We start from the raw sequence: 13,120 nt of genomic DNA, 5'->3' as shown, positions 1-13,120 counted from the left end.
TCAGGAGACTCGCAAGATGCAAGGATACGCAGCCGCCATCACGTCACTCTTCTTGCTTTCCAGCACCGGATCAGTGATCGCTGAGCAGAAGGCACATCAAGTCGACCCACCCACCGCGTGGCCAGCGAGCAGGCAGCACCTGCTCGCTGGCCACTATGTCGGCAAGTTGCACCCAAACAACACGCAGTGCCAGGCCGTCCGCGCAGAACTTTGGCTTGAAGCCATCAAAGGAAACAAGCAAAGCCGGCACTATATTTTGAAGACGACATGTATCGCACCCAAGACGCAACGCGGCACAGCAAGCACTACCGAGCGCGGGCCTTGGTGGCTCGATCAAATGGGAGACGAGTGCCTGATTCTCTCGCGCGACGACGTCTCCGATCTCTCGCTCGACCCGAATATGTATGGATTTCGGATCAACCAGGAAACCGGTCCGAATGGACAGCAAGCCGTCTTGTCGTTAGCTCAAGACGGCCATAACTGCCATAGCGGCAGTCCACCAGAACACCGCGACAAGGTGTTGAGACGCGTCCGTTAAGCACGAGCCCAGGTGCCAACGCGCGGAACCGGCTGACTTAGATGCTGGTCGCCGCGCGATACGTTAGCCCAGCACACCATGCAACTTGGCGTATTGCAGCAACATGATGGTCTTGGCATCGGCGATCTCACCGGTAGCGATCATCGCCAGCGCGGAGTCGAGGGACAGTTCCAGCACCTCGATCTCCTCGCCGTCTTCTTCGAGCCCGCCGCCCTCGCCGACCTTGTCGCCGTCGAAGTATTCGCCGACAAAGAAATACAGACGTTCAGTGACCGAGCCCGGGCTCATGAACGCCTCGAACACCTTGCGCACGTTGTCGATCCGGTAGCCAGTTTCCTCTTCGGTTTCCTTGCGGATGCAGGTCTGCGGATCGTCCATATCCAGCAACCCGGCGCAGGCTTCGATCAGCATGCCGTCGGGGTTCCCGTTGAGCAGCGTCGGCAAGCGGAACTGGCGGGTGAGCATCACCGTCTGCCTGGCACGGCTATACAGCAGGATGGTGGCGCCATTGCCACGATCGTAGGCCTCGCGCGACAGGGTCTGCCAGCGGCCGTTCTTGCGCTGAAAATCGAACGTGACCTTGCGCAGCACGTACCAATTGTCCGAGAGCACATCGATGCTGCGAATGCGGACCTGCGGGTTGCCGGTGGCGGATGGATTCAAGCGACACTCCTTGTGATGCGAGCGATGGCAGTGCCGGGACGCGGCGCGCCCGGTCGCTCGTATGGGCCGCAAGGATTGCGGCGGGCCACCATGTTACCTACCGCTCAGTCGGCGCGTCAGGCAATGACGCACATAGTGCATCGGCGGCCTGTCGATACACGCATCATGCCATCGGAGACCTGACGCGCCCCGATGCAATGCCGGCGCTGACACCCGCCCGGCCGGGCCAGCAAATATCCAGACCGTGACGGCGACATGCCGCCAAGCAATGGCCATTCCAGACTCAGTTGATTCGCCCTGCCCCAATTGCGCGACGGCACGCGCCACCGCACAATCCGTTCACATCACACGCCTGGGGAGCGTCATGGAAGACCGTTTTCGCGCACGCAAGGTGGCCGCGCAGACCGCGCCGGCACCGTTCTGGACCCGCATTCCTGCCATCGCCAGCTATCCGCTGCGCGGCTCGGCGCTTTACGCATTGATTGCACTGACGCTGTGCAGCGCGCTGCTGGTGCTGCCGGGCATCCTGAAACTGGTGATTGCCGGCGTGCTGGGCATGGCCACCTACACCTATGCCTTCGACATCCTGCGCCATACCGCCGACGGGCAAGCCGATGCTCCGCGGCTGGGCTACAACAGCTTCGACAGCGCGGTGCTGCGGCTGATCCTGCTGGCGTTTGCGCTGGGCATCGTCATCGGTGCGGCAGGCGTGCTGGCGGGCAAGCCCGGCCTGACCATCGCGTACCTGGTGGTGCAGTTGCTGCTGCCGGGCATGATGATTGCGCTGGCCATCGACGGCAGCCTGCGCCGCGCCCTCAACCCGGCCGTGTCGATCGACATGGCTCTGCGCATCGGCTGGCCGTATCTGGCCGCATACGGTTTGCTGTACGTGATCCAGGGCAGCGCTACCGCAGCGATCTTCATCGCGGTGAAGTCTCTGCCGCCGATCGTGCGCGAGGCGACGATCGTGATTGCCTCGATCTGGAGCCTGTTCGCCAGCTTCCACCTGATGGGTTATCTGGTGTACCAGTACCACGAAGAACTGGGCTACGTTCCCAGCGGCGGCGCGGCGTCCGAGCGCGAAGACCCGGATCAGCGCCTGCTCGACGAAGCAGAACAGTACGTGCGCGATGGCCATTCCGATGAAGCATTCCAGACACTGCGCGCGGCGGTGCGTTCGCGTGCGGTGAGCCTGGCGGTGCACGAGCTGTATCAGCGCCTGCTGCGCCAACACCGTCGCAACGACGAACTGCGCGAGCACACCCGCCAGTACATCAATCGTCTGCTGCAGGAAAGACAGGAGCGTCGCGCGCTCGGGTTGCAGCGCGAAGCGCTGGATGGCGACTCCACGTTCACCCCGCTGACGCCTGAGCAAGCCACCTTGCTGGCCGAGCGCGCGAAGATGGCCGGGCAGTTCCAGCTGGCGACCGATGGCCTGCTTGCGGCCATCGCCGCATGGCCGCGCGATCGGATGATGCCGGCCTGGTCACTGGACGCGGGCCTGCTGCTGGCCGAACGGTTCGGCCGCGACGAGCAGGCGCGCGAGGTACTGCAAGACGCACTGGCTCACTGCGACGATGATGCACTGCGCGCGAAGCTGGAAGCCGTGTTGAAAGCAGTGGCGATCCAACCAGCCTGAGCAGCCAACAAAGTTTGTTAAGGAGCAGCTCAGATGCTCCACCATCGGTCCGTCGCGCGACGTGTACTGCTCGCAGCCCTACAGACCGACCATCTCGACTGGTCCTTGCCCGCCCACCATCGCGGGACCTTACGCGGCATGGATGCCGCGCAAGAGCCTACAGGGACGTACCTGCGGCGTGTCCTGCGATGGTGGGCGGGTAAGGGCCCTGCAGCCAGGCTGCAGATCCACCGCTCTGCAACTCATCCATCCGCGCTAGATAATTCTGCTCGAGGCAGAAGACACAACAGCAACCCGGACCTCGCGTAGCAGTGCCTTTCAAGTGCAGTCAAATGCCAGGTCAAAGCTCGGTGAGTCGAGCGCGCGATGCCCTCACCGCTTGCGTTGGCAACACGGATCGCGCAGAAACCACTCATCCGTTTTCGAGCAAAAAGCGCGCTTTGCCGGCCTGCCCCTGCTCGGGAAACTGATCCAGTACATGGCGTAACAGGCGCGTACGCTGCGCGCCGTCCTGCAACTCGCCGTGTCGCAAGGCCAGCACGAACCAGTGCTGCGCCAGCTCATCGCGCGGCACATCCAGCCCAACCTCCTTCAACAGACGTTCGGCATCGGCCAGCAGTCCATTGCGCAGGCAGGTGGCGATCAGCGCCATGCGGACCGATGGCGCGTAGTCGATCCCGGCCTTGCTCAGTTCGGCAGCCACCGTCAGCTGGTTGCGCGTCTGTTCGGCGTGATGGGTGTGCAGCTGCAATAGCGTTTGCGCATGCCGCACGCTGTCCTGGCTGCGACCGGCATTGCGCGCGGTGCGGTAGCGCGCGAGCGCCACGTCCAGACGATGCGGCTGCTCGCTGGCAAGCTCCGCCAGCAGGCGCTCGGCTTCCGCGTTTTCCATGCGTCCCAGATGTCGCTGCGCGCGCTCCCAGCGATCGTCCACCAGCACTGCCTCGTTCTCCTCCATAAAGGACTCACGCGTGCGCCGCAGTAGCACCAACGCGACACCGAGCAACGCGCCACTGATCAGGCCACCGGCATGCGCCTCGAAGGCGACGTCGCCGTTGTCGTTCCAGAACAGGCTGTACAGCTCCCAACCCAGCCACAGCGGCAGCAGCAGGATCGCCGGACCGCGCACGTAGTCGAATACCACGAAGAACCAGTAGAAGAAGCGCACCTTGCGCCGGCCCCAGACCACGCAGAACGCGCCCATCAAGGCGGCGATCGCACCGGAGGCGCCCAGGCCACCGCCCGGCGCTCCCCAGCGCCACCACAGGCTGGCCGCGCTGGCGCCAAAGCCGCCGAGCAGATACAGCAGCAGGAACCAGCCGCTGCCGATCGCCCCTTCCAGCAAGGTGCCCAGCGCCAGCAGAAACAGCATGTTGCCCAGCAAATGATCGAAGCTGCCATGCAGGAAGGTGGCCGTCAGCATCCTCGCGGGAGACCACTCGGAGCTGCGCTGCAGATGCCGCAGCGTGAACACCCTGGACAGGCGTGCATCGTAGGGGGCGCGCAATGTGCGCCATTCGCTCAAGCGCGCCTGGTCCTCGAACAATGCGCCGCTGCGCAACGCCTGTGCGAAGGCCACGTCGTGCATCGTCAGGTGCGCCAGATACGCAAGGCGTTGGCGCGCCGGCACGCTGTCCAGCCTGGCCCGGCGCGCAGCGCGCAACTTGGTGTCGTCGGTCTGCTGCAGATAGCGCTCGTGGGCTTGCGCCTCCAGTGCACCGAGGCCGGACTCGACGTAGTAGCGCACCGCGTTTTCGACCAGCGCGTCGTCCTTGCGTTGATAGCCCAGGTAGACCACCACATTGACCAACACCAGCAGCAGCGTCACCCAGGGAATGTTCTGGCGCGACCAGGGTTTGTGCAGCGGCATCAACAGCATGACAACGTCCGTGTCCGAGAGAGCGCAAAGCTTCGCCGTGCGACGGCAGATGCGCAAGCCGGCCATGCGCGCTAGCATCGCGGCCCCGCTGTCGGATACACCGCCCATGAGCCGCTGGCGCCCGCCCGCCGAAAAAAGCACCGCACTGATCACGCCCGACGGCCACGCCCTGCTCAAGGCCGAGCTGGAAGAGCTGTGGCGCGTGCGTCGGCCGGAAGTGGTTCGTGCGCTGGCCGCCGCCGCGGCCGAGGGCGACCGCTCGGAGAATGCCGAGTACACCTATCGCAAGAAGCAGCTCGGCGAGATCGACCGCCGCGTGCGCTACCTGAGCAAACGGCTGGAAGCGTTGCGCGTGGTGGACACCGCCCCCACCGACCCGCAGGCGGTGTTCTTCGGGGCGCAGGTGGAGCTGGAAGATGCCGCCAGCGGCGAGATGCTGCGCTACCGCATCGTCGGCCCGGACGAAACCGACGCCGCGCGCGGCTGGATCAGCATCGACTCGCCCTTGGCACGCGCGCTGCTGAAAAAACGCGTGGACGACGAGTTCGAAGCGCAGTTGCCGTCGGGCAAGCACACCTTCGTGGTGGTGTCAGTGGATTACGTCACTCAGTAAGCGAGTGATCGCACTCTGCTGACCTGCGTGTAGGAGCGCACTTGTGCGCGATGGGGCGTTATCGATAAGGCCCCATCGCGCACAAGTGCGCTCCTACGGACAGATGTGCAAGGACCAGCGCCCAGTTACACCATCTGCAGATTCAACGGACGTCCCTGCTGGATTGCGACATTGGCCGGCAATGCATCGCCGAACAGATCGTGCTCGTCACTGTCGGTGATTTCCACATCGACCAGGTCGCCCACCTTCAAGCCGCGCTCGCCGCCGTTCTGGATATGTACCAGGCCATCGATCTCCGGTGCGTCCGCGCGCGAGCGCGCCACCGCGATATCGTCTTCGATCAGGTCGACCAGGCATTGCTGCACGCTGCCGATCTTCGCCTCCAGCCGCGCGGCAGATATCTCCGCCTGCCGGGCCATGAAGCGCGCCAGGCGCTCCTGCTTGAGCTCTTCCGGCACCTGATCCGGCAGCGCGTTGGCGCTGGCGCCTTCCACCGGGGAATAGGCGAACGCACCGACGCGGTCCAGCTGGGCCTGATCCAGGAAGTCGAGCAGCGATTCGAATTCGGCATCGGTCTCGCCGGGAAAACCGACGATGAAGGTGGAGCGCACCGTGATCTCCGGGCACATCGCCTTCCAGCGCTGCACGCGCTCGAGGGTTTTTTCCACCGCGCCCGGGCGCTTCATCAGCTTGAGGATGCGCGGGCTGGCGTGCTGGAACGGGATGTCCAGATACGGCAGCAGCTTGCCTTCGGCCATCAGCGGAATCACATCATCCACGTGCGGGTACGGATACACGTAATGCAGCCGCGTCCACACGCCCAGTTCCGACAAGCCTTCGCACAGCGCCTTCATGCGGGTCTGGTACATGCGGTCGCGCCACGGGCGCTCGGCATACTTCAGATCCACGCCATAGGCGGAGGTGTCCTGCGAGACCACCAGCAATTCCTTGACCCCGCCGCGCACCAGCCGCTCGGCTTCGCGCAGGACCTCATCCACAGGCCGCGAGGCCAGGTCGCCGCGCATGGACGGGATGATGCAGAAGCTGCAGCGGTGGTTGCAGCCTTCGGAAATCTTCAGATACGCGTAATGGCGCGGGGTCAGCTTGATGCCGTAGTCGGGCACCAGATCGACGAACGGGTCGTGGCGCGGCGGCAGTGCCGCATGCACCGCCTCCATCACGCTCTGGTAGTCCTGCGGGCCGGACACCGCCAGCACCTGCGGGTAGGCCTCGCGGATCTGTTCCGGGCGCTTGCCCAGGCAGCCGGTGACGATCACCTTGCCGTTGGCGTTCATCGCCTCGCCGATCGCGTCCAGCGACTCGGTCACCGCCGAATCGATGAAACCGCAGGTGTTGACCACCACCACGTCGGCAGCGTCGTAGCTGGGCACGATGTCGTAGCCCTCCACGCGCAGCTGGGTGAGGATGCGTTCGGAGTCGACGAGCGCCTTCGGACAGCCTAACGATACAAACCCTACACTTCTGCTATCCGACACAGCGACACCTGGCTCTATGGCTACAAAGGCCAGAGTTTACAGCTACTTGCGATTCAGCGATCCGAAGCAGGCCGCGAGCAGCAGCGCCGATCGACAGATGGAGTATGCAAGACGCGGGCGGCGGAGCACGGCATGACGCTGGATTCAGAGCAGTAAATGCAGTATGCAGGACTGTCGGCCTATCACCAGCGCCACGTCACACGTGGCGTTCCGGGCTTGTTCCTGCAGGCGATCGATGACGCGCGCATCCCTGCAGGATCCGTGTTGGTGGTCGGAGGGCTGGACAGCCTCAGCCGCGCGGAGCCTATCCAAGCTCAAGCGCAACTAGCGCAGATCATCAACGCCGGCATCACCGTCGTAATCGCCAGCGACGGACGGAAGTACAACCGCGAGGGACTCAAGGCCCAGCCGATGGATCTGGTGTACAGCCTCCTGTGTCATGATCCGTGCCCACGAGGAATCAGATACCAAAAGCAAAAGGGTGCGAGCAGCGATTCATCGGCAGTGCCAGGGCTGGATGGCCGGCACGTGGCACGGACTCGTGCGCAACGGCAAAGATCCGCATTGGCTCCACTTAGTTGGCCAAGCCTTTGAAATTGTGCCGGAGCGCGGGGAAGCGGTGCGCACTGCAGGAAGCATGTTCCGCGAGGGGCACGGTGCTGTTCGGAATCATGAGAACCCTGGCTGACAGGGGTTTGCAGATCACAAACGGCGGCAACCCTTCCCAGCAGCTATACCGAATCGTGCGAAATAGGGCCTTGATCGGGGAAAAGGTGCTGGAGGTCGACGGGCAGGAGTACCGACTGGCTGGCTACTACCCTCCCCTACTTTCACCTGCAGAGTTCGCCGAACTGCAGCACCTGACGGCACAACGTTCACGCGGTAAGGGCACCGGTGAAATTCCTGGACTTATCACCGGGATGCGGATTGCATTCTGCGGGTACTGCGGGGCAGCGATGGTGTCTCAGAATTGATGACCCGTGGCCGCCGGGAGGATGGACGCCCCCAGAACGGACACCGGCGCCTGATCTGCGTGAGTAACTCTTAGGGAGGAGGCTGCCCGGTCGCCGGCAGCTGTAGCGTAGTCCCGATAGAGCATGCCCTGGTGACGTTCTGCGCAAACCAAATGAATCTGTCTAGGCTTCTCGATTCCGGGAATCGCGCCGACGGTATTGCCGGCCAGCTGACTATCGCTCGTGTACAGGTTTCGGATACCACGGCTCGCATAGATAAGATCACCGATGCCCTGCTGGCTTCCGATGCTGGTCAGGCCCCGGCCGCATTCTTGCGCCGCGCCCGCGAGCTTGAGTTCGAGTTGGCAGAGCAGCAGAGGCGGGTGGAAGCACTGGAACACGAGCTGGCAGCTGTCGCCCTGTCCCCAGAACCAGCGGCCGCAAAGGCGTGGGCAGGCCTAGTCGAAGGAGTCGAGGCACTTGACCATGACGCGCGCATCAAGGCCCGCCAACTGGTAGCCGACACTTTCGACCGAATCGTGGTGTTCCATCGAGGCAGAAAGCCCGAACACTCGCGGTCGTGGAAGGGCACCATTGACCTCTTGCTCATGGCAAAGCGTGGCGGCGCCCGACTGCTGCAAATCGATCGGCAAACCGGAGGTTGGAAGGCTGGCGAGGAGATCGACACGGTACAAATTCCGCTGCCCCCTGGTATCGCGGAGGCTACGTCCCAAAGTGAGGCCTCCCTTGGGTCGGTGTCACGCTGAGCGGGGTTGGGATCTGCCCCGGCCATCACACGTCAGCCATAGTGGTCTGAGACGCGCTACTGCTGTCGATGCCGTTTCATTTCAAGCGCGCTTATGCCCACAGGAATTGTGCGTTAGTGGGCAGGAAATTACCTGGCCATTTCCATCAGCACATATTGGAACGCCACGACGGGGTAGCCGAGGATTGCCGCTAGCAAACCACCCCATGCGCTCCTGCGAGGCCCGTATTTCAGCCCGACGGCGCCCATGTAGATCGAGAGCGCAAGCATCACCGTAAATTTCAAGATGTAGCTGGACGACGGTAGCAAGTACGCCAGTGCCAGCCCGACAACCAAGCTTACTATGGCACTGTATTTGATCGCGCGCCCAACATGCCCCCGAATCCTGCGGGTCCAACCCAGCAGCACCAGGGCGAACGCGATAAACCAGGATGCAAGTGCCAACTGGCCAGCAACGACGTCAAACGAAGACGCAACCATTAGCTCGGCCCGATTGATGCAGAATTGTTGAATCCGACTGGAGCCATATCCGGCTCCAGTCGGCACCTATGTCGCTCAGTTGGCCCATGTCGCCATCAGGGTGGTTGAGAACGCTTTGGCGCCCGTGACAAGAACATAGTATGTCCCAGGGGCAGGCGCCATAAACCGGACCGTTTCGGAATTGCCTGCCCGCGTCGACTTATGCTGGTAGTCCGTTGGCGTTGGCCGCGTGGACTGGCTGGCGTAGACAGAGACATCGCCAGTGCCACCGTAGGTGATGAAGCTAAGCACTTTGGCGCCAGCGGGCACGATCATCCGGTACAGCTTAGATTCGCCTCCTACGCCGGCCAAGGAGACCCTCTGGTCGTCAGTCAGCAGCGGAATGCTCTCCACCACGTCCAAGGTTGCAGAAGCCGTATTGGATATCTTTGTGTCGGCCTTGCTGGTGGCCGAAACGGTCACCTCCACGCTGGTGCCCTCTGGGGCGGCAGCAGGAACCTGCGCGGCAACGTCGAAGGTCGCCTCGCCTCCCGCAGCGACCGCAATCTCGCTCACGCTGGACGCAGCGGTGACGTTGCCGGTTGCACTGGAAGAGAGGGCAAACGTAGCGGCTGCCCCATGGTTCTTGATCCTGAACGGGACCTTGGTGACCTCGCCCCTCACCGCATCCTGCGAAAGGACCTCTACGGTTTCCAGCTCGATGGACTGTCCTTTGAACAGCGTGGGGTGGACGCGGGTGAACCGCGTTCCCGTGCTGTCCAGGCCCGTTGCGACCAGCCGGAAAGGAACATTGGGCGGGGAGATCAGCCCCATGACCGCAGACCGGTCCCCATCATGCACAAAATTGCTGGTGAGCGAGACCGCTCCGAGATCGCTACCGGACTCGTTGATCAGGTTCCAGGTAACGCCACTGGTAGCACCTACGAGCTTGGCCTCTGCCAGGGTACTTTCCCCCGCACGCGGTTGGCCCGCTATAGGACTGTAGCCGCCGTGGATATCTCCGCTGCCCTGGACAAATCCAAACTTCAGAAGCTCCACCTTGCTTTTACCGGAAGCCGCCAGCTCATATGGCCCTGAGCCGGAGACATGAACCCGCCAAATTCCTGGCTCGGGCGCTTGCTGGACTGCGATCGTGCCCGATTCGATGGCGTTGATGGAAGCGCCAACATCGGTTGCCTGCAGCAACGCACCGTTGGGCTTGCGGATCTGGACCGCGTATGACGCGCCTGAGTTATTGGCAGGTGTGGTCACGCTGATCGACAGGACACGCATGCCCGAATCAACTGCGATCTCCGTACCTGGGCTGCTGGTGGCCGCCACTCCGGTTTTGATGGCAATCGACTGCAAGCCGCTTCCCAGGCGCGACACGATCAACGGGGCGGTGCGTGGCATCTGCGAGGGCGTCAACCGGAAAACCTGGCCACCCGTTTCATTGGCGACTCGGATGTATGACGGATCTATGGGGGAGCAGCTTCCGGTCAACGCGTAGGTCACCTTGATACCCTTAGCGCGAGCGACCGCGATCGCTTCGCTCTGCTTCTGCTGATCCTTGGAGGTGGCATCGGTGAACACGTACAACTGCGACATCGGCGACGATGCGTTCAAGGCGGCGAGCAGGCCGGTGTTGGTCAGTTCGGGGCAATCCGTTCCGCCACCATGCAGCGAGATGGACCGCAGCGCGCCGAGAAGCTCCTGGGGATCGCTGGTGAACACGGGGGCGTCAACGTAGGGGTCGCCAAACGTCGTCAGAACATAGCTATCAGGCGCGAGATCGGCGTCCTGCTGGACATCGGCGATGATCTTTTCGACCGTGGAGGTGACGCCAGCAATGCTCGGGCTCATGCTGGTGGTGGTATCGATCAAGAAGCCCAGCGAGCCTTTCACGTCAAACAGAGCTGCAAGCGCGCGGTCGTTACCGGCGAGATCGGCCACCAGATTCTTCAGGAAGGCTTTGCTTGCTTCCACCGCCAAGCGGCGCGCTTCGGGGTGGTTGGGGTTCATGCTAACCCCTTCCTCAGCCGCGCCGACGGCATCGAGATCCTTGTTGATGCCCTGGCAGGTAGGCGTGTAGTTGCCGTGGAAGCACTTGTTCTTGGGCATGAGGTCAGTCCTGCAACCTCGTGCACCTGGAAAGCCCGGCAGGAAGTCCGTGAGTTCCCCGACGAAGTAGGCCGTGGTGACGCTCGATCCCGTGCCATTCATCAGCGTGTTCGGATCCAGGCACTGATCTGCGGTGGCATTTGGATTGGGCAGAACCGACACCCCAAGTTCTGCTTTAATGGCGGTATTACCCTGTTCTACATAATTACCATGGGAATAAAAATCTTGGATGGTATGCAGCGCACGCCCGAGGCGCTTTCTTGCTAACGCTGGGTCGCCAGGCAGATTGCTGCCGGCCTTCGGCAAGTTTGCGATGATCTCGGCCTTGTCACGAAGGATCGAAGCGGAGGCTGCTGCGAATTGCTCGTTGGTGAAGTGCCACTCCGGATGGAACAGTGCAGCATTCCGCTTGAGAATATCATCGGTTGTTTCATTCCCTTCCTGAATCTGCTCGATGGCTGCCAAGCTCATCACCTGGCTTTTTCCATAAATCAAGGCCTGAATAGTGCCGGCCGATTCCATTGTAATTTGCAGATGTTGTGGAACGCTGAAAGCAAGGGTAGTTGGCGCAGCCAACAGTGCGCCAACAGCGACGGAGAGGAGAAGCGCCTTTTGATACGAGATACATCTCATACTATAAAATTCCCTTTGAATAATCTTTGATAAAATCCTGGAAGGCGTCCGCGCTTCTACGACGATCGTTACTCCGGGATCGCTATTGAATAGCCTTGAAAGCTTTTTTAAACCGCGAAGTCCAGCCGAGATATGCTTCCAAGCTCTGCTGGATCTAACGCCCCCTCATGGGAGTGTGCTCCTAGGATTTTTCTGACCCCATCGGAAAAGCGCGCCTAGAGGTGTCAGATTATTCTGAGCCATCAAATTCCTAAATTAAGTGGCGGCATCGGCATGCGTGACCGATAGCGGGCCTAACGCCGCAAGGCGGCGGATCTTCTTCGACCCTCGCGGGAAAAGGCGCCATGGCCCGAAAGTCGTCGCTGTCGCAGATGCGACACAGTAAGAACGCTCTGCATAGCAGGCGCCTGCCGTCAACACCTGGTGGCCCGGGCCTTCGCCGTCTTCACCGCCCTCATGCGCAACGATGCGGCGTCCATTCTTAAGGTTCATCACCCGCTCTAGGGAAGGTCTGAACAACGAGGCCTGAGAGTGCGGGATATCGCGTCGTTCCGGAGAGTCGCGTTTGGATTTTCGCCATTTCTGGCGTTTTTCCGTGGTAATTCCCAGGGTTACAGGCGCACGCTCCCATAGCAGTCACTAACTGCTTTCGCTTCATCCACAGGTTTGACAGCGCAAACAAGGTCAGCACTTGTGCCGTGTTCTTGGCCAGGCCGCGATAGCGGACCTGGGTGTAACCGAATTGCCGCTTGATCACCCGGAATGGATGCTCCACCTTCGCGCGCACGCTTGGCTTGAAGTGTTCCCAACGCTGTTCCCGAGCACGCTCGCGTTTGTTGCCAATGGCTTGCATCGTCGAGGGCCTGGCAGCGATGAAGAATGCAGCCTTGCAGGCTTGCAGTTCTTCGCGCTTGTCCGCACCGGTGTAGCCGCTGTCGCCGAACACGCTGTCTTCTTTGCCATGCAGCAACGTGTGCGTCACCGCGACGCCGGCGACGTTGGCGGCCGTGCAACGCACGTGGTGCACCGACCCGGAAAATTCATCCACGCAAATGTGCGCCTTCTCCCGAAATACCACTGATTGCCTTTCTTGGTCTGATGCATCTCAGGGTCGCGCGCATGGTCGGCGTTCTTGGTCGAACTGGGTGCAGCGATGAGCGTCGCATCGACGATCGTGCCCGACCGCAGGCTCTGGCCCTCGCGCGCCAGATGCGCGTTAATGGCTTCCAGCATCCGCGCGGAAAGGCCATGGGTCTCCAGCAGGCGCCGAAAGTTCAAAATCGTGGCCTCGTCCGGCACGTTGTCCAAGCCGCCGAGCTGGGCAAAGCGCCGCCGGCGCGGCATTCCTCCAGGGCCACTG

The 13,120-nt window shown here is 62.0% G+C and carries 10 protein-coding genes and 1 pseudogene; 5 read left to right on the top strand and 6 right to left on the bottom strand.

The window, feature by feature from the left end:
* Positions 1 to 16: 16 nt before the first annotated feature.
* On the top strand, positions 17 to 538 hold the full coding sequence (locus EO139_RS13245; RefSeq protein WP_241235961.1) for a hypothetical protein: 522 nt from the start codon (positions 17 to 19) through the stop codon (positions 536 to 538).
* Between the two features lie 63 nt (positions 539 to 601).
* Here EO139_RS13245 and nudK read toward each other — a convergent pair whose 3' ends face one another.
* Entirely contained in the window at positions 602 to 1,201 is a 600-nt protein-coding gene (nudK, locus tag EO139_RS13240; protein WP_126971003.1) for a GDP-mannose pyrophosphatase NudK, read from the bottom strand.
* A gap of 364 nt (positions 1,202 to 1,565) precedes the next feature.
* Here nudK and EO139_RS13235 point away from each other — a divergent pair, with 364 nt between their 5' ends.
* Complete coding sequence (locus tag EO139_RS13235; protein WP_164739841.1) at positions 1,566 to 2,840, top strand: DUF4013 domain-containing protein; 1,275 nt, start codon at positions 1,566 to 1,568, stop codon at positions 2,838 to 2,840.
* Between the two features lie 412 nt (positions 2,841 to 3,252).
* On the opposite strand, the gene EO139_RS13225 is transcribed toward EO139_RS13235, so the two are convergent.
* Complete coding sequence (locus EO139_RS13225; RefSeq protein ID WP_164739840.1) at positions 3,253 to 4,719, bottom strand: rhomboid family intramembrane serine protease; 1,467 nt, start codon at positions 4,717 to 4,719, stop codon at positions 3,253 to 3,255.
* A gap of 106 nt (positions 4,720 to 4,825) precedes the next feature.
* Here EO139_RS13225 and greB point away from each other — a divergent pair, with 106 nt between their 5' ends.
* On the top strand, positions 4,826 to 5,332 hold the full coding sequence (gene greB / locus EO139_RS13220) for a transcription elongation factor GreB (protein WP_126971001.1): 507 nt from the start codon (positions 4,826 to 4,828) through the stop codon (positions 5,330 to 5,332).
* Between the two features lie 125 nt (positions 5,333 to 5,457).
* On the opposite strand, the gene rimO is transcribed toward greB, so the two are convergent.
* Positions 5,458 to 6,828, bottom strand: coding sequence for a 30S ribosomal protein S12 methylthiotransferase RimO (rimO, locus tag EO139_RS13215; protein WP_126970999.1), 1,371 nt, complete (start codon positions 6,826 to 6,828; stop codon positions 5,458 to 5,460).
* 671 nt (positions 6,829 to 7,499) lie between these two features.
* Here rimO and EO139_RS21825 point away from each other — a divergent pair.
* Complete coding sequence (locus EO139_RS21825) at positions 7,500 to 7,802, top strand: recombinase family protein (protein WP_343136467.1); 303 nt, start codon at positions 7,500 to 7,502, stop codon at positions 7,800 to 7,802.
* A 152-nt stretch (positions 7,803 to 7,954) separates the two neighbouring features.
* Complete coding sequence (locus tag EO139_RS21705) at positions 7,955 to 8,548, top strand: hypothetical protein (protein WP_241235960.1); 594 nt, start codon at positions 7,955 to 7,957, stop codon at positions 8,546 to 8,548.
* A 128-nt stretch (positions 8,549 to 8,676) separates the two neighbouring features.
* Here EO139_RS21705 and EO139_RS13205 read toward each other — a convergent pair whose 3' ends face one another.
* The 3 genes and pseudogenes from EO139_RS13205 to EO139_RS13195 form a co-directional block, all read right to left on the bottom strand.
* Positions 8,677 to 9,027 (bottom strand): hypothetical protein, encoded by a 351-nt coding sequence (locus EO139_RS13205; protein WP_102581409.1) that lies wholly within the window; start codon positions 9,025 to 9,027, stop codon positions 8,677 to 8,679.
* 75 nt (positions 9,028 to 9,102) lie between these two features.
* Entirely contained in the window at positions 9,103 to 11,760 is a 2,658-nt protein-coding gene (locus tag EO139_RS13200) for a pre-peptidase C-terminal domain-containing protein (RefSeq protein WP_228960158.1), read from the bottom strand.
* 625 nt (positions 11,761 to 12,385) lie between these two features.
* Positions 12,386 to 13,092, bottom strand: a pseudogene (locus EO139_RS13195) (IS5 family transposase); the annotation flags it as partial.
* Positions 13,093 to 13,120 lie beyond the last annotated feature (28 nt).

Source organism: Xanthomonas sp. BRIP62411 (genome assembly GCF_003993525.1).
Lineage (GTDB): Bacteria > Pseudomonadota > Gammaproteobacteria > Xanthomonadales > Xanthomonadaceae > Xanthomonas > Xanthomonas euroxanthea.
Note: the sequence above shows the minus strand (reverse complement) of the source record. Positions and strands in the feature narration are given on the sequence as shown.